This window comes from Streptococcus sp. CP1998 (genome assembly GCF_041026655.1).
Classification (GTDB): Bacteria; Bacillota; Bacilli; order Lactobacillales; family Streptococcaceae; genus Streptococcus; species Streptococcus dentalis.
On the sequence record NZ_CP163380.1, the window covers coordinates 493,154 to 510,467 of the forward strand.

At 41.1% G+C, this 17,314-nt stretch carries 18 protein-coding genes, 1 tRNA gene, 1 rRNA gene and 1 pseudogene; 15 read left to right on the forward strand and 6 right to left on the reverse strand.

The genetic code is table 11. The features are described from left to right. Positions 1-2: 2 nt before the first annotated feature. Positions 3-118: ribosomal RNA gene (gene rrf, locus AB4X21_RS02615) — 5S ribosomal RNA — on the forward strand. A gap of 5 nt (positions 119-123) precedes the next feature. Continuing rightward, positions 124-197, forward strand: a tRNA-Asn gene (locus tag AB4X21_RS02620). A 94-nt stretch (positions 198-291) separates the two neighbouring features. Here the strand turns inward: AB4X21_RS02620 and AB4X21_RS02625 are convergent. Then, positions 292-1,647, reverse strand: coding sequence for an aspartate kinase (locus AB4X21_RS02625; RefSeq protein WP_369088140.1), 1,356 nt, complete (start codon positions 1,645-1,647; stop codon positions 292-294). Positions 1,648-1,887: 240 nt separating this feature from the next. On the opposite strand from AB4X21_RS02625, the gene AB4X21_RS02630 reads away from it, so the two are divergent. The 13 genes and pseudogenes from AB4X21_RS02630 to AB4X21_RS02690 all read left to right on the forward strand — a co-directional run bounded on the left by AB4X21_RS02630 (position 1,888) and on the right by AB4X21_RS02690 (position 12,547). Next, positions 1,888-2,679: an enoyl-CoA hydratase gene (locus AB4X21_RS02630; RefSeq protein ID WP_182322097.1), complete on the forward strand. Its 792-nt coding sequence runs from the start codon at positions 1,888-1,890 to the stop codon at positions 2,677-2,679. Between the two features lie 96 nt (positions 2,680-2,775). Beyond that, complete coding sequence (locus AB4X21_RS02635; protein WP_003003993.1) at positions 2,776-3,210, forward strand: MarR family winged helix-turn-helix transcriptional regulator; 435 nt, start codon at positions 2,776-2,778, stop codon at positions 3,208-3,210. Further along, a pseudogene (locus AB4X21_RS02640) lies at positions 3,210-4,179 on the forward strand (beta-ketoacyl-ACP synthase III). Before AB4X21_RS02635 ends, AB4X21_RS02640 begins: the two are co-directional and overlap by 1 nt. Before the next feature lie 57 nt (positions 4,180-4,236). Then, complete coding sequence (locus AB4X21_RS02645; protein WP_003003892.1) at positions 4,237-4,461, forward strand: acyl carrier protein; 225 nt, start codon at positions 4,237-4,239, stop codon at positions 4,459-4,461. A gap of 114 nt (positions 4,462-4,575) precedes the next feature. Then, positions 4,576-5,541, forward strand: coding sequence for an enoyl-[acyl-carrier-protein] reductase FabK (gene fabK, locus AB4X21_RS02650; RefSeq protein WP_369088141.1), 966 nt, complete (start codon positions 4,576-4,578; stop codon positions 5,539-5,541). 22 nt (positions 5,542-5,563) lie between these two features. Beyond that, positions 5,564-6,484, forward strand: a complete 921-nt coding sequence (fabD, locus tag AB4X21_RS02655) for an ACP S-malonyltransferase (RefSeq protein ID WP_003010459.1) — start codon at positions 5,564-5,566, stop codon at positions 6,482-6,484. 12 nt (positions 6,485-6,496) lie between these two features. Continuing rightward, positions 6,497-7,231: a 3-oxoacyl-[acyl-carrier-protein] reductase gene (fabG, locus tag AB4X21_RS02660; protein ID WP_003010456.1), complete on the forward strand. Its 735-nt coding sequence runs from the start codon at positions 6,497-6,499 to the stop codon at positions 7,229-7,231. A gap of 61 nt (positions 7,232-7,292) precedes the next feature. Continuing rightward, positions 7,293-8,525 (forward strand): beta-ketoacyl-ACP synthase II, encoded by a 1,233-nt coding sequence (gene fabF, locus AB4X21_RS02665; RefSeq protein ID WP_003010454.1) that lies wholly within the window; start codon positions 7,293-7,295, stop codon positions 8,523-8,525. A 3-nt stretch (positions 8,526-8,528) separates the two neighbouring features. After that, the gene (gene accB, locus AB4X21_RS02670; protein WP_369088142.1) at positions 8,529-9,014 is read left to right on the forward strand and encodes an acetyl-CoA carboxylase biotin carboxyl carrier protein; all 486 of its coding nucleotides are present in this window, start codon (positions 8,529-8,531) and stop codon (positions 9,012-9,014) included. Then, positions 9,011-9,436 (forward strand): 3-hydroxyacyl-ACP dehydratase FabZ, encoded by a 426-nt coding sequence (fabZ, locus tag AB4X21_RS02675; protein WP_369088143.1) that lies wholly within the window; start codon positions 9,011-9,013, stop codon positions 9,434-9,436. The genes accB and fabZ overlap by 4 nt, the downstream gene beginning before the upstream one ends. 13 nt (positions 9,437-9,449) lie before the next feature. Continuing rightward, positions 9,450-10,814 (forward strand): acetyl-CoA carboxylase biotin carboxylase subunit, encoded by a 1,365-nt coding sequence (locus AB4X21_RS02680; protein ID WP_045760281.1) that lies wholly within the window; start codon positions 9,450-9,452, stop codon positions 10,812-10,814. Positions 10,815-10,917: 103 nt separating this feature from the next. Further along, a complete protein-coding gene (accD, locus tag AB4X21_RS02685; RefSeq protein WP_061591172.1) occupies positions 10,918-11,784 on the forward strand; it encodes an acetyl-CoA carboxylase, carboxyltransferase subunit beta in 867 nt (288 codons plus the stop codon). Then, entirely contained in the window at positions 11,777-12,547 is a 771-nt protein-coding gene (locus AB4X21_RS02690; RefSeq protein WP_031575185.1) for an acetyl-CoA carboxylase carboxyl transferase subunit alpha, read from the forward strand. The genes accD and AB4X21_RS02690 overlap by 8 nt, the downstream gene beginning before the upstream one ends. Positions 12,548-12,589: 42 nt before the next feature. Here AB4X21_RS02690 and serS read toward each other — a convergent pair whose 3' ends face one another. The 5 genes from serS to AB4X21_RS02715 form a co-directional block, all read right to left on the reverse strand. Continuing rightward, positions 12,590-13,867 (reverse strand): serine--tRNA ligase, encoded by a 1,278-nt coding sequence (serS, locus tag AB4X21_RS02695; RefSeq protein WP_155200065.1) that lies wholly within the window; start codon positions 13,865-13,867, stop codon positions 12,590-12,592. Positions 13,868-14,084: 217 nt separating this feature from the next. After that, positions 14,085-14,453 carry a DUF956 family protein gene (locus AB4X21_RS02700; RefSeq protein ID WP_003003958.1) on the reverse strand — a complete coding sequence of 123 codons (369 nt, stop codon included), beginning with the start codon at positions 14,451-14,453 and terminating at the stop codon, positions 14,085-14,087. Between the two features lie 80 nt (positions 14,454-14,533). Continuing rightward, positions 14,534-15,445, reverse strand: coding sequence for a PTS system mannose/fructose/sorbose family transporter subunit IID (locus tag AB4X21_RS02705; RefSeq protein ID WP_369088144.1), 912 nt, complete (start codon positions 15,443-15,445; stop codon positions 14,534-14,536). A gap of 18 nt (positions 15,446-15,463) precedes the next feature. Then, a complete protein-coding gene (locus AB4X21_RS02710) occupies positions 15,464-16,267 on the reverse strand; it encodes a PTS mannose/fructose/sorbose transporter subunit IIC (protein WP_048789380.1) in 804 nt (267 codons plus the stop codon). Between the two features lie 27 nt (positions 16,268-16,294). Next, the gene (locus AB4X21_RS02715) at positions 16,295-17,284 is read right to left on the reverse strand and encodes a PTS sugar transporter subunit IIB (RefSeq protein ID WP_003010431.1); all 990 of its coding nucleotides are present in this window, start codon (positions 17,282-17,284) and stop codon (positions 16,295-16,297) included. Positions 17,285-17,314 lie beyond the last annotated feature (30 nt).

A 17,314-nucleotide genomic window follows, 5' to 3' on the forward strand; every position in this document is an offset into this window, starting at 1 on the left:
AGTTAAGTGACGATAGCCTAGGAGATACACCTGTACCCATGCCGAACACAGCAGTTAAGCCCTAGAACGCCGGAAGTAGTTGGGGGTTGCCCCCTGTGAGATAAGGTAGTCGCTTAGCTTGATTCCGCCATAGCTCAGTTGGTAGTAGCGCATGACTGTTAATCATGATGTCGTAGGTTCGAGTCCTACTGGCGGAGTATAGAATAAAAGAGATCAAGTAATTGATCTCTTTTTTACTTTTCATTTTAATGTTAATTAAAGCTCCGTTTAGTTAACGGAGCTTTTCTCTATTTAGTTATTTGGGAAAAATGCTTGATATAAGGCTTTAATGGCTTTTTCTTCTTGATCTTTACTTACAACAAACATGATGGAAACTTCACTAGAACCTTGCGAGATCATTTGAATATTCACTTCATTTTCTGATAGTGCTTTGGCTGCAGTGGCAGTAACCCCTACCTGACTCTTCATTTTCTCACCAACAATCATAATGATGGAAAGATCATGTTCAATTTCGGCTGTGTCAACTTCTAGCTTTTGCGTTAATTGTTTTAAAATTTCTTGTTCTTTGATTGGAGTTAGTTCACGTGAACGCAAAATGATGGATAAGTCATCGATTCCTGTTGGCATATGCTCCCAACTAATATTGAGATCTTCTAAAATTTGGAGGACTTTTCGACCAAAACCGACTTCACGGTTCATAAGGTATTTTGTAGTGTTAATGCTAACGAATCCTGAATCACCTGCAATTCCTACAACAGTCACATGATCATTTGAATGTTCCAAAACAATGCGGGTTCCAGGGTGGTCTGGATTATTTGTATTTTTAATGACTAATGGAATTTTACCTCTGTATGCTGGAACGAGTGCTTCATCATGCAAGACTGAAAAACCAGCATAGGCCAATTCACGCATTTCTTTGTAGGTTAATTCAGGAATAGAATGTGGGTGTTTAATGATACCTGGATGTGCCGCAAAAATACCATTTACATCTGTAAAGTTTTCGTATAAGTCTGCTTTTACACCTGCTGCAATGATTGATCCTGTAATATCAGATCCTCCACGAGAAAATGTACAAATGTCGCCATCCTGAGTAACACCAAAGAAACCTGGAATGACAATCACTTCACTTGAATCTTTTAGTTCTTCAATTTTATCGTAACTAGATGGTAAAATACGAGCGTTGGAGGGTTCAGCAGTGACCGTAATTCCTGCTTCTTTTGGATGGATGTATCTTGCTTCTAATCCATTTTGATTGAAATAAGCGACAATGAGTTTAGCATTGTTATTTTCGCCTCTTGCTAGGAATGCATCGTATGTGAATGGATTCCCTTTTTTAGGTAAATTTGTTAAATCATAGATATCTTCAGCAATTTCTTGAATAATGGAATCTTTGAGACCCAATTCTTCTGTAATGGCACGATAACGTTCAATAATCCACTGTTGTGTTTGTGTGACATCCTTATCTGAAGTAAATTCTTTATAATACCGGATCAGAGCGTCTGTTACTTTTGTATCTTCAGCGTTGCGTTTGCCTGGAGCTGATACAACTACAAATCTTCTTTCTGGATCATCTTTAATGATATCAAGTACTTTTTTTAATTGAGAAGCTGATGCTAGAGAACTTCCACCGAATTTAGTTACTTTCATATTTTCTCCTTAATAGTTTCATTAATACATTATACCAAAGTTCAGTTATTGATACAATGTATTTACAGATAGGGCATAAAATAATTGATTCTGTAGAGGAGAGAAATTGTAATTATTCAAATTTTACAATTTTGTTACATCTTATAGATATATTTTACTATTTTACTTTTTTGTGGTATGATATGTTATAATTCAAAAGTTTTAATATCAAAATATTTTATATTTAAACAAAAGGAGTCTGTGATGTTTGAAACAATTTTGTATTCTGTCGAAAACGACCTCGCGACAATCTCTTTAAATCGTCCTGAAGTATCCAATGGTTTTAACATTCCAATGTGTCAGGAAATTTTAGCTGCCCTGGAAGATGCAGAAAAAAATGAGGAAGTAAAATTCATTATTCTATCAGCAGAAGGGAAAATCTTTTCAGTTGGTGGAGATTTAAGCGAAATGAAACGCGCAGTCGATGCGGATGACATCGAGTCTCTTGTTTTAATTGCCGAATTAGTTAATACGATTTCAAAGAAAATCAAGCAATTGCCAAAACCGGTTATTATGGTGGCAGATGGAGCGGTTGCTGGAGCAGCTGCTAACATTGCAGTAGCTGTTGATTTTTGTATTATTAGTGATCGTACTAAATTTATCCAAGCCTTTGTTGGGGTTGGTTTAGCACCGGATGCGGGTGGGTTATTCTTGTTAGGAAAAGCCATTGGCATGTCTCGGGCTACTCATTTAGTAATGACGGGTGAAGCCTTGACTGCTGAAAAGGCATTTGATTATGGTCTAGCTTATCGTGTTTGTGAATCTGAAAGACTCGATAAAACAGTTGAGCAATTGCTTAAAAAATTAAGAAGAGGATCTTCAAATTCTTATGCTGCCATGAAAGAAATGGTTTGGGAAGCATTCTTGAAAGAATGGGACCAATATGCGTGTCTTGAATTGGATTTGCAAAAGAAACTAGCATTTACAGAAGATTTCAAGGAAGGGGTTATTGCCTACTCTGAGAAACGTCGGCCACAATTTAAAGGAAAATAAATTTGTAATTTTTCTATGTTTTGTGAAAAAATGCTTGCAAATTATTTTCATTTTTGATAAAATTTGACTATCAAAGTAAAATTAGGAGGTGGAGTTTTGAATTACCAATTAGTTAACGACTATTTAACATCCATCTTTAATAATGTTTTGGTTATTGAGGAGTCGAGCCTAAGAGCAAGTCGATTCAAAGATGTTTCTATTAAAGAAATGCATACGATCGATGTGATTGGTTCGACACCGAATGCAACCCCGAGTGATATTTCACGGGAGTTGATGGTGACTTTGGGGACTGTCACGACAAGTTTGAATAATCTTGAGCGCAAAGGGTATATCGAAAGAAGAAGATCGGAAGTTGATCGCCGGGTTGTACACTTGAGTTTAACGAAGAACGGTCGTCTACTTTATCGTCTTCATCAGCAATTCCATAAACGGATGGTCAACCAGATTATTGGAGATATGAGTCCCGAAGAGAAGAAAGTGATGCAAAAAGGATTGCAAAATCTGTATCGTTTCTTGGAGGAAATTAAATAATGGTCTTTGCTAAAATTAGTCAAGTTGCTCATTATGCACCTGACCAAGTCGTATCAAATGATGATTTGGCTGAGATCATGGATACAAGTGATGAATGGATCAGTAGTCGGACAGGTATCCTTCGGCGTCACATTTCAAAAGATGAGACGACAAGTGATTTAGCAACAGTTGTTGCACAAAGATTATTAGCAAAAGCAAACTTAGACGCTGAGGAAATTGATTTTATCATTGTCGCTACGATTACTCCAGACAGCTTAATGCCATCGACTCCGGGTACAAGCTAATATTGGAGCTTCTCGAGCTTTTGCCTTTGATCTGACTGCAGCATGCAGCGGATTTGTGTTTGCATTAGCCACTGCAGAAAAATACATTTCTTCAGGTATGTACCGGAGAGGAATTGTGATCGGTAGTGAGACGCTTTCAAAAGTATTAGACTGGTCAGAACGTTCCACTTCAGTACTTTTTGGTGATGGGGCTGGTGGTGTCTTGCTTGAAGCGAGCGAGCAAAATTCGTTTTTGGCTGAGAATCTTTTTACAGATGGTAGCCGAGGTGCTAGTCTTGAGTCTTGCTATTTGGGTTTGTCTTCCCCTTATTCAGATGAAGTTTCTGATCGAAGATATCTCACAATGGATGGACGGGCAGTTTTTGATTTTGCCATTCGTGATGTCACGAAAAGTATTCAAAAAATTATAGCAGACGCCTCTATAGAAGCAGAAGAGATTGACTATTTTCTGTTACACCAGGCGAATGACCGAATGTTAGATAAGATGTCAAAAAAACTGGGTGTCTCTAGAGAGAAAATCCCAGCAAATATGATGGAATATGGGAACACTAGTGCTGCTAGTATCCCCATTCTATTATCAGAGTGTGTTGAGAATCATCGAATCAAGATGGATGGAAGTCAAAAAATTCTTCTGACAGGATTCGGTGGAGGTTTGACATGGGGCACACTTCTTGTTACAATCTAGTTAAACATGTGGAAACACATTTTAAAAATTTATATATTTTTTTTAAGGAGGCCTATCATGGCAGTATTTGAAAAAGTACAAGAAATTATCGTTGAAGAACTTGGTAAAGAACCATCAGAAGTAACTCTTGAATCCACATTCGAAGATTTAGAAGCAGATTCATTGGATTTGTTCCAAGTTATCTCTGAAATTGAAGATGCTTTTGACATCCAAATCGAAACTGAAGAAGGATTGTCTACAGTTGGTGATCTTGTCGCTTACGTAGAAGAAAAAACAAAATAATGATGGATGAGAGTATCGAAAGATATTCTCTCTTGTTTAGGTAATAGTTTGAGCCTCAAAGAAACAATCTTTTAAACTCAAACTATTACTTAAGCGAAAAAAGAGGTAGGTATAATGCAAACACGAATTACTGAACTATTGAATATTAAATATCCAATCTTCCAAGGTGGGATGGCATGGGTCGCAGATGGTGACCTGGCTGGAGCAGTATCAAACGCCGGTGGTCTTGGAATCATTGGTGGCGGGAATGCTCCAAAAGAAGTTGTAAAGGCTAACATTGATAAAGTGAAGTCTATTACAGATAAACCTTTTGGTGTAAATATCATGCTTTTGTCCCCATTCGCGGATGACATTGTTGACCTGGTGATTGAAGAAGGTGTAAAAGTTGTTACAACTGGTGCTGGAAATCCTGGGAAATACATGGATCGTTTCCATAAAGCAGGGATCACTGTCATTCCAGTTGTTCCGTCTGTTGCCCTTGCAAAACGGATGGAAAAATTGGGTGCTGATGCGGTGATTGCAGAAGGAATGGAAGCTGGAGGTCACATTGGTAAATTGACGACTATGACCTTGGTTCGTCAAGTGGTTGAAGCTGTTTCTATTCCAGTAATTGGTGCTGGAGGTGTCGCTGATGGTGCTGGTGCTGCAGCTGTCTTTATGTTAGGTGCCGAAGCTGTTCAGGTGGGAACTCGTTTCGTGGTTGCTAAAGAATCTAATGCTCACCAAAACTTTAAGAATAAAATCTTGAAAGCGAAAGATATTGATACGGTAGTTTCAGCATCAGTTGTTGGACACCCTGTTCGTGCGATCAAGAATAAATTGGCTTCTGCCTATAACCAAGCTGAAAAAGATTTCTTGGCAGGGAAGAAGACTCAAGAAGAAATTGAAGAATTAGGAGCAGGTGCCCTTCGCAATGCCGTTGTTGATGGAGATGTTGACAATGGATCTGTCATGGCAGGTCAAATTGCTGGACTTGTCAGCAAGGAAGAAACTTGTGCTGAAATCCTAGAAGATATCTATTATGGTGCGACTAAAGTAATCCAAAGAGAAGTCGCTCGTTGGGCAGATGTAAACGTCTAAAAACGTCGAAAGGATTAGGATAGTGACAAAACGTGCGTTCTTATTTGCTGGTCAAGGGGCTCAGAAATTGGGCATGGCGAGCGATTTGTATGCGGCTTATCCCGTTGTTAAAGAGACATTTGATACGGCTAGTCGTATTCTAGGCTATGATTTGCGTGAATTGATTGATTCTAACGAAGAAAAACTGAATCAGACACGCTATACTCAACCAGCTATTTTGACAACGTCAGTAGCCATTTATCGTCTCTTAGTAGAAAATGGTATCACTCCTGATATTGTTGCCGGTCTCTCTTTGGGGGAATATTCTGCCCTGGTTGCGGCTGGAGCTCTTTCGTTTGAAGATGCAGTAGCTTTGGTTGCGAAACGAGGTGAATTCATGGAAACGGCAGCTCCCGCTGGAAGTGGGAAAATGGTTGCTGTTATGAATACAGACCCAAGTTTGATCGAGGAGATTTGTCAACAAGCATCCGAAAAGGGTGTAGTAACACCAGCTAACTACAATACGCCAGCACAAATTGTGATTGGTGGTGAGGTTGCGGCTGTGGACTATGCTGTGGAACTATTGCAGGAAGCAGGTGCCAAACGCTTGATCCCTTTGAATGTGTCAGGTCCATTCCACACAGCCTTACTGGAATCTGCTAGTCAAAAATTGGCGGCTGAACTAGAAAAAGTATCATTTAATGATTTTGATCTTCCTTTAGTTGGGAATACAGAAGCTACTATCATGAAGTCAGAAGATGTGAAAGCACTTTTGGCCCGTCAAGTAAAAGAACCGGTTCGTTTCTATGATTCAATTGCTACGATTCAAGAATTTGGTGTAGATGAGGTCATCGAAATTGGACCTGGAAAAGTCTTGTCAGGATTCTTGAAGAAAATTGATAAAACTCTTCCAACTCATAACGTCGAAGATCAGGCTAGTCTAGATGCACTTCTGAATGCTTAAAACGAGGTAAAGATGGAACTTAAAAATAAAAATGTTTTTGTAACAGGTTCAACACGCGGAATTGGATTGGCTGTGGCTCATAAATTTGCGAGTCTCGGTGCTAATGTTGTCCTAAATGGACGTTCTGAAATTTCTGAGGACTTGCTTGCGCAGTTTGCTGACTATGGTGTGACTGTTGTTGGTATTTCTGGGGATATTTCTAATGGCGAAGATGCGCAACGTATGGTAGCTGAAGCAATTGAAAAGCTTGGAAGTGTTGATGTTTTGGTCAATAACGCTGGCATCACAAACGACAAGTTGATGTTGAAAATGACTGAAGAAGATTTTGAACGGGTCTTGAAAATCAATTTGACAGGTGCCTTTAATATGACTCAAGCTGTCTTAAAACCGATGTCTAAAGCTCGTCAAGGGGCCATTATCAACATGTCCTCTGTTGTTGGTCTAATGGGGAATATCGGTCAAGCGAACTATGCGGCTTCAAAAGCTGGTTTGATTGGTTTCACTAAATCAGTAGCGCGTGAAGTTGCGGCTCGTGGCGTTCGTGTGAATGCCATTGCACCTGGTTTCATTGAATCAGATATGACTGATGCTATTCCAGAGAAAATGAAAGATGCCATGCTAGCTCAAGTGCCAATGAAACGAATTGGTCAAGCTGAAGAAGTGGCAGAAGTTGCGGCTTTCTTAGCAGGTCAAGAATATTTAACTGGTCAAACAATTGCCATTGATGGCGGAATGACTATGCAATAATGAATGCTCACTGATCGAAAATCACTTACTTAAATATCCATCCGACAAAAGGAGAATATATATGTCTACAAATCGTGTTGTTGTTACAGGTTATGGTGTAACCTCACCAATCGGAAATACACCAGAAGAATTTTGGAATAGCCTTCATGAAGGAAAAATTGGGATCAAACCCATTACGAAATTTGATGCTTCTGAAATTCCAGTCTTTAATGCTGGTGAAATTCAAGATTTCCCATTCGATAAATATTTTGTAAAAAAAGATCAAAATCGTATGGATACTTACTCATTGTATGCAATCTATGCTGCGATGGAAGCTATTGAAAATTCAGGCTTGAACATGGAAGAAGAAGACCGCGATCGTGTAGGTGTGATTGTATCATCTGGTATCGGTGGTTTGCAAGAATTGGAAGATCAAATTATCCGGATGCATGAACGTGGGATGAAGAGAATCCAACCAATGTTTATTCCAAAAGCTCTTTCAAACATGGGTGCTGGAAATATCGCACTTAAGATTGGGGCTCAAGGGGTATGTAAATCCGTGACAACAGCTTGTGCTTCTGCCAATGATGCAATTGGTGAAGCTTTCCGTGAAATTAAATTTGGTATGCATGATGTTGTTTTGGCAGGTGGTGCTGAAGCTTCGATTACTAAGATTGGTATCGGTGGTTTCAATGCCCTTACGGCCCTTTCAACAACGGAAGACCCAGAACGCTCATCTATTCCATTTGACAAAGACCGCAATGGTTTTGTGATGGGGGAAGGTGCAGGGGTTCTTGTCATCGAAAGTTTGGAACATGCCCAAAAACGTGGTGCTAATATTTTAGCTGAAATAGTTGGTTACGGTTCAAACTGTGATGCCTACCACATGACAACACCAACACCAGATGGTTCAGGTGCGGCTAAAGCGATTAAATTAGCGATCAATGAAGCTGGTATCAAACCTGAAGATGTCGATTATGTCAATGCGCATGGTACCTCTACACCTGCCAATGAGAAAGGTGAAAGCGGAGCTATTGTTTCTGTACTTGGTAAAGAAGTTCCTGTATCATCTACTAAATCATTTACAGGACACTTGCTTGGTGCTGCTGGTGCGGTTGAAGCGATTGCTACCATCGAAGCGATTCGTCACAGCTTTGTACCAAAAACTGCTGGTACCAAAGAATTGTCTGACTATATCGAAGCAAACGTTGTTTATGGTGAAGGTCAAGAAGCGGATATTCAGTATGCTATCTCAAATACCTTTGGTTTTGGAGGACACAATGCTGTTCTGGCCTTTAAACGTTGGGAGGGTTAATTCATGAATATTTCTGAAATCAAAGATTTGTTGGCTCAATTTGATGCGTCAACTTTGCGTGAATTCTCATATAAAAATAATGGCGAAGAATTGAATTTGAGTAAAAACCAAACGAGTTCAGTTGCGGCTACACCGGTTGCTCCTGCAGTTGAAGTGGTAGCAACTCCTCAAACTCCTGTAGTAGCCCCTGTTGTTGAAGCCCCAGCAACTCCAGCTGTAGCGGCTGAACCAGTTCGCTCCAGCTCAGGTGCAGAAGGTGATGTGGTTGAAAGTCCATTGGTTGGGGTGGCTTACTTGTCGCCAGCACCGGATAAATCAGCCTTTGTATCTGTAGGAGACAAAGTTACTAAGGGTCAAACACTCTTGATTATCGAAGCCATGAAAGTGATGAATGAAGTCCCAGCACCTAAAGATGGGGTAGTCACTGAAATTTTGGTAACGAATGAAGAAATGGTTGAATTTGGAAAAGGATTGGTTCGAATCAAATGACAATTGATATTAATGCTATTCGTGAGGCTTTGCCGCATCGTTACCCAATGCTTTTGGTGGATCGCGTATTGGAAACAAGCGAAGATACGATTGTTGCCATTAAGAACGTGACAATTAATGAACCATTTTTTAATGGACATTTTCCACAATATCCTGTTATGCCAGGTGTTCTCATCATGGAAGCTTTGGCACAAACAGCAGGTGTACTAGAGTTGTCAAAACCTGAAAATAAAGGAAAATTAGTCTTTTATGCAGGGATGGACAAGGTGAAGTTTAAAAAACAAGTCGTTCCAGGAGATCAACTGGTGATGACAGCTACTTTTGTCAAACGTCGTGGAACAATTGCTGTTGTTGAAGCGAAAGCAGAAGTAGACGGTAAGCTTGTAGCTTCAGGAACGCTTACGTTTGCAATTGGAAATTAAGAAAGGCCTATCTATGTTTCGTAAGATCTTAATCGCCAATCGTGGTGAGATTGCAGTTCGTATTATTCGTGCGGCTCGTGAACTTGGCATCGAGACGGTTGCAGTGTATTCTACTGCTGATAAAGAAGCCTTGCATACCTTACTAGCGGATGAAGCAGTCTGTATTGGACCTGCTAAATCAACAGAGTCTTATTTGAATATGAGTGCTGTCTTGTCTGCAGCTGTTCTAACAGGAGCAGAAGCTATCCATCCTGGTTTTGGATTTTTAAGTGAAAACTCAAAATTTGCGACCATGTGTGAGGAAGTGGGCATTAAATTTATTGGTCCTTCTGCTAAAGTCATGGATTTGATGGGGGATAAGATTAATGCTCGTAAACAGATGATCAAAGCAGGAGTACCTGTTATTCCTGGATCAGATGGTGAAGTGTATACTGCTGAAGAAGCCCTCGAGATTGCAGAGCGTATTGGTTACCCTGTGATGTTGAAAGCATCTGCAGGAGGCGGTGGTAAAGGAATTCGGAAGGTTGAAAAACCAGAAGATTTGGTTGCTGCTTTTGAATCTGCTTCCTCAGAAGCTCAAGCTGCTTTTGGAAATGGTGCCATGTATATGGAACGGGTGATTTATCCGGCACGCCACATTGAAGTACAGATTTTAGCGGATCAGCATGGACATGTTATTCACTTAGGTGAACGCGATTGTTCTCTTCAACGAAATAACCAAAAAGTTCTAGAAGAATCCCCTTCGATTGCTATTGGAAAAACGCTTCGTGATCGGATTGGTTCTGCAGCTGTTCGTGCAGCTGAATCAGTTGGGTACGAGAATGCTGGAACGATTGAATTCTTGTATGATGAAGGCAAGGGTGAGTTCTACTTTATGGAAATGAATACCCGTGTCCAAGTAGAGCATCCTGTCACGGAATTTGTAACAGGAGTTGATATCGTTAAGGAACAGATTAAAATCGCAGCTGGCCAAGAATTATCCGTTACTCAAGAGGATATTGTCATTAAAGGCCATGCGATTGAATGCCGGATCAATGCGGAAAATCCTTCCTTCAACTTTGCACCTAGCCCTGGTAAGATCACTAATCTCTATCTTCCAAGTGGTGGGGTTGGCTTGCGTGTGGATTCTGCTGTGTATCCTGGGTATACGATTCCACCATACTATGATAGTATGATTGCCAAAATCATTGTCCATGGGGAAAATCGCTTTGATGCACTGATGAAAATGCAGCGTGCTCTTTATGAGTTGGAAATCGATGGTGTCACCACCAATAGCAGTTTCCAGTTGGATTTGATTTCAGATTCACATGTGATCGCTGGTGATTATGACACTGCATTTTTGATGGAACAATTCCTTCCAAATTATAATAAGGAATGATGAAAAAGCCTGGACTTGTGAGGGAAGTATGAACATCATCTTCACAGTTTCAGGCTTTTATAGTAATGCTTCAGATACTGTAGCATATTATAAGGAGTAAGTAATGGCATTATTTTCTAAAAAAGATAAATATATTCGGATCAATCCGAATAGGTCAGCCTGGAAGGAGCCTCAGCCAAAACCTGAAGTTCCTGATGAACTATTTTCACAATGCCCAGGTTGTAAACATACCATTTACCAAAAGGATTTAGGTAGTGAACGAGTATGCCCGAATTGTGGCTATACCTTCCGTATTTCTGCTAAAGAACGCTTGGCGTTGACAGTGGATCCAGCTAGCTTTGAAGAAATGTTTACAGGAATCGAAACGACAGATCCTTTGAATTTCCCAAATTATAAGAAGAAATTAGCAGCAGTGCGGGAAATGACAGGACTGGATGAAGCTGTCCTGACTGGAGCTGCCTTGATTAAAGGGCAAAAAGTTGCGCTTGGGATCATGGATTCCAACTTTATCATGGCTTCAATGGGTTCTGTAGTAGGCGAAAAAATTACTCGTTTATTTGAATTTGCGACAAAAGAAAAATTGCCAGTTGTTCTTTTTACCGCTTCCGGTGGTGCTCGGATGCAAGAAGGAATCGTGAGTTTGATGCAAATGGCAAAAATTTCTGCGGCTGTTCAACGTCATTCTAAAGAAAAATTATTCTATTTGACGGTATTGACAGATCCGACAACCGGTGGGGTAACGGCTTCATTTGCTATGGAAGGTGATATTATCATGGCAGAGAGTCAGGCCTTGGTCGGGTTTGCTGGTCGACGCGTGATTGAGTCTACTGTACGTGAACAATTGCCAGATGATTTCCAAAAAGCAGAATTTCTACAAGAACATGGATTTGTAGACTTGATCGTGGAGAGAAGCCAAATCCGAGCAACAGTTGGACAATTATTGGCCCTTCATGGAGGTAAACATGAGTAAAATAACACAGATTATTAAAGAGGCACGTGACCAAGGAAGATTGACTGCGCTTGATTTTGCTCAAGGAATTTTTGATGATTTTATCGAATTACATGGAGATCGAAACTTCCGTGATGATGGTGCGGTGATTGGTGGGATTGGACGATTAGGCGATCAAACGGTTACAGTCGTTGGGATCCAAAAAGGAAAAAATCTTCAGGATAATCTAAAACGTAATTTTGGGCAACCCCATCCAGAAGGCTATCGAAAAGCTTTGCGCCTCATGAAGCAAGCGGAGAAATTTGGTCGTCCAGTTGTGACCTTTATCAATACAGCGGGTGCTTATCCTGGTGTTGGTGCTGAAGAACGAGGACAAGGGGAAGCCATTGCCCGCAACCTCATGGAAATGAGTGATCTAAAAGTTCCAATTATCGCGATTATCATCGGAGAAGGTGGCTCTGGTGGTGCCTTGGCTCTTGCTGTGGCAGATAAGGTCTGGATGCTTGAAAATTCCATCTATGCGGTCTTGAGTCCAGAAGGTTTTGCCTCTATTCTTTGGAAAGATGGAAGCCGTGCAATGGAAGCAGCAGAGTTGATGAAGATTACTTCTCACGAATTATTAAATATGGAAATTGTCGATAAGGTGATTCCCGAGCATGGATTTTCGAATGGGGAACTACTGGCTCAAGTGAAGAAGGAATTACAGGAAGAGTTAAAGGTTTTACAAGCTTTAACTCTCGAAGAGCTTCTGGAGCAACGCTACCAACGTTTTCGTAAATATTAAAAAACTGAGCTTGCAATTTGCAAGACTCAGTTTTTTTAAACTTTATTTTGGTGCGATGACTTCTGCGCCACCCATGTATGGGCGAAGGACTTCTGGAATGGTCACAGAACCGTCTTCGTTTTGGTAGTTTTCAAGAATAGCAGCGACGGTACGTCCGACAGCTAACCCAGAACCGTTCAAAGTGTGAAGGAGTTTTACCTTGCCATCTGCTTCATCACGATAGCGGATTTGCGCACGGCGAGCTTGGAAATCTTCTGTATTAGAACAGCTTGAGATTTCACGGTAGGTGTTTTGCGCTGGAATCCATACTTCCAAGTCATAAGTCTTGGCAGCTGAGAAGCCCATGTCTCCCGTGGAGAGAGCTACTACACGGTATGGAAGGTTCAGTTTTTGAAGGATATTTTCAGCATTGACAACCATTTTTTCCAATTCATCATATGATTCTTCTGGTTTGGCAAATTTCACCATTTCAACCTTATGGAATTGGTGCAAACGGATCAAGCCACGAGTATCACGACCAGCTGAACCAGCTTCTGAACGGAATGATGGACTCATAGCGGTGAAGTAGATTGGAAGGTCTTTCCCATCAAGAATTTCATCGCGGTAGTAGTTCGTCAAAGGAACTTCAGCAGTTGGAATGAGGACATAATTAGTATCGCTAAGTTCAAAAGTATCTTCCTTGAATTTTGGATATTGTCCAGTACCAAACATAGAATCATGGTTGACCATGTAAGGAGGGATGACTTCAGTGTAGCCTTCCTTGCCATGTTCGTCCAACATGAAGTTGTAGATAGCGCGTTCTAAGCGAGCTCCAAGTCCTTTGTAAAAGAGGAAACGAGCACCAGTAACTTTAGCCCCGCGTTCCCAGTCAAGGATATCAAGGTCTTCACCTAAATCCCAGTGAGCTTTTGGTTCGAAGTCAAACTCGCGAGGAGTTCCCCAACGGCGAACTTCAACGTTGTCATCCTCATCTGCTCCAACAGGGACACTGTCAGCAGGGATATTTGGAAGGGTAGTAGTGAATTCAGTTAATTTGGCATCGATTTCAGCCAATTCTGTATCCAATGCTTTGACTTCTGCAGAGAGGGTTTGCATGGCAGCAATCTTATCATCTGCATTTTCCTTGTTGCGTTTAGCTTGTGCGATTTCAGCAGATACAGTATTACGCTCTGCTTTGAGATTTTCTACTTTGACTAAGATATCTCGACGTTTAGCATCGATTTCTTTCATTTCATTCAAAATAGCTGCATCTACGCCACGTGTTGCCAATTTTTTAGCAACAGCATCAAAGTCTGTACGAATTCGTTTAATATCTAACATAGCTTCTCCTTTAACAAAAAACACACCTGTTAGAGTGTTGGAGTGGCAGAGCCACGGTTCCATCCAACTTCACAGGTGTGCACTTGATTCGATATTGTATTTTAAAGAAACGGTAGAATTTCAATTAAGATTTCTATCTGCTCGCAGCAACCGCAGACTTTCTGAAAGAACCTCTTAACTTACTTATCCGTTTGCGTCTATTATACAAGAAAAGATCCTATTTTGCAAATAGATTTTTAATTTTAGCCGTGATGATTTGGATCAACGTAGGAAGTTTGACAATTTTATCATTTCCTAGATGTTCCCGAGCAATCTTTAAAATTTTTCCAGAGTCTTTTGAAGCAAAGAGAAATTTTGATTCTCTGGTATAGATTTCAAAATGGCGGCTAATTTTACGTCCGGATACATTGGCTCCGATTTGTTCGATTTCTTGCCAGGGAATTTGGATGTAGTCTTCAACATTAGCATCCGCATAAAATTCAAAAGCGGCATTCCCGACTAGGATTTTTCCAACCTTTCCCCCCACTCCAAGGTAAGAAACCCCTGTAGTATGGAATTCAACGGTTTTATTCAATGATTGAGCCATGAGATCCTCCTGTATTGCTATTCACTCCATTATATCATAATAAAAAGAAGGCCGAAACCTTCTTTTTAGTTGATCTTTGCTTACATCAAGCCAGCAACGTGTGCTAATACACCGATTACAAAGAGAGCGATAATGATAGTGATTGGAGATACTTTTTTCTTCAACAACCACATACAAGCAAAAGTAAGAAGTAATCCCATCAAACCAGGAATCAATGAATCCAAGTTTTGTTGGAAAGTCGTAACTTTTTCAGGTGTTTGAGAGAGACCTGAGCCAACTTGAGCGAAGGCTTCTTGGATACCCTTGTATCCTTCAGGAAGTTTATCCCAGTGGATATAAGCTTTGTCGTCTAATTTGACAGAAGAAACATTGAAGACGAATTTAATAGATACCCAACGTTCTACCAAAACAGCGAGGATGAACATCCCAAGGATAGAAGCTCCTTTAGTGATGTCTTGCAAGATCCCACCAGACATATCTTTGGTAATTTCAGAACCTGCTCTGTAACCAAGTTCTTGCGTGTACCACAAGAAGGCCATACGAATCGCATTCCATGCGATAAAGAAGATGAGTGGGCCAAGGATATTACCAGACGCAGCAAGTGATGCACCAAGGGCACCAAGGATAGGACGTACTGTAAACCAGAAGACTGGATCTCCGATACCCGCCAAAGGACCCATCATACCAATTTTAACCCCTTGGATGGCAAGATCATCAATCGCAAGACCGTTTGCTCTTTCTTCTTCAAGAGCAAGTGTTACCCCGATGATAGGAGCGGCAACGTATGGGTGAGTGTTGAAGAATTCCATGTGACGTTCAAGAGCAGCCGCTTGGTCTTCTTTCTTCGTGTAGAGTTTTTTGATAGCTGGGATCAATGAGTAAGCCCAACCCAAGTTTTGCATCCGTTCATAGTTCCAAGAACCTTGCAAGAAGGTTGAACGCCACCAAACTTTTTGACGATCTGATTTAGATAATTGTAATTTTTCAGTCATGATAGTGTCACACCTTTCTTAATAGTCTTCGAGAATGTCGCCGATTGGATCGTTAGAAGTAGCGGCTCCGCCACCTCCATTGCCACCTTTCTTAGAAAGAGTAAGGTAGATCAAGGCAAGGGCAACACCAATTGCTCCAAGAGCGATCAAAGTTAATTGGCTAACGGCTGCAAGAGCAAAACCGATGGCAAAGAATGGCCATACTTCACGGCTCGCCATCATGTTGATAACCATGGCATAACCAACGGCTACAACCATACCACCACCGATTTGCATTCCATCAGAGAGCCATTTTGGCATTTGTTCAAGAGCAGTTTTGACAGTTTCAGCAGGAATCATCAACAAGAGGGCTGCAGGAATGGCGATACGAAGACCTTGAAGAAGAAGGGCCACAAAGTGAGCGCGTTCTACACCTTTGATATCCCCTTTTCTAGCAGCAGCGTCGGCAGTGTGAACCAAACCAACGGAAAGGGTACGGACGATCATGGTCAAGAAAAGACCAGCAACTGCAAGTGGAATAGCGACACCTTGAGCGACAGCGATTCCTTTTGTACTGAAGTCTCCCCCAAGTACCATGATGATGGCAGCAGCGACAGATGCAAGGGCAGCATCGGGTGCAACTGCGGCACCAATGTTTGCCCAGCCAAGTGCAATAAATTGAAGTGAACCACCAAGCATAATGCCAGCAGTCAAGTTACCTGTTACCAAACCGATTAAGGTACAAGCAACAAGGGGTTGGTGGAATTGGAATTGGTCAAGGATACCTTCAAGACCTGCTAAGAAGGCAACAACGACCACTAATACCATAGAAATAATAGACATGTTTAAAATCCTTTCGTAAGTAATCGATTATTGAACGTTAGCTTTGTTAATTAAGTCAAACAAATCTTTCTTAGAGTCATTTGGCACTTTACGGACGTCAAATTCAACTCCAAGATCACGCATTTTTTCAAATGTAGCCACGTCATCTTTATCCATTGACAACACATTGTTAACCATGGTTTTACCAGTTGAGTGGGCCATTGAACCAACGTTCAAGGTTTTAATCGGAACACCACCTTCGATGGCGCGAAGAGCATCTTGAGGTGTTTCAAATAAGATCAAAGCATGGGTATTTCCAAAACGTGGATCTTTTGCAACGTCGATCAATTTTTGAATTGGGACAACGTTTGCTTTCACACCATTTGGTGCCGCTTGTTTGATCAATTCCTTACGGAGTTCATCTTTGGCAACAGAATCTGAAGCAACAATGATCCGATCGGCTTTTGAATCAGGTGTCCAAGCAGTTGCGACTTGTCCATGAAGAAGACGTGTATCTAAGCGGGCAAGGTTAATCTTGAGTTTTCCATCTCCGATAACCGTTCCTTCTGGAATAGCAGCTTGGGCTACAGGAGCAGCAGCGGCTGTACTAGCTTCTTCAACAGGATTCAATTCTTCTGGAAGGGCTTTGACACCGTCTTTTGCTTCCTTGATGATGTTTGCAGCGACTTGATCAACGCCGGCATTTGCATCCATCAAACGTTCTGTATAAGCTTGAATCAACATCGGAAGGTTCAATCCTGTGATGATCGCAAATTTACGATCTGGATTTTCTCCCATGACGCGACTTGCTTGGTTAAATGGAGAACCACTCCAAAGGTCAGCCAAAACCAAGACTTCATCTTCTGCATCAAATGCGGCAACAGCTGCATTGAATTTAGCATAGAGATCATCCGGGCCTTCACTTGGCATGAACGTAACCACTTGAACTTTCTCTTGATCCCCAAAGATCATCGAGCCGGATTGGTGGATTCCAGCTGCAAATTCACCGTGGCTAGCAATAATGATACCAATACTCATTATTGACATTCCTCCTTATAAAATTTGTTT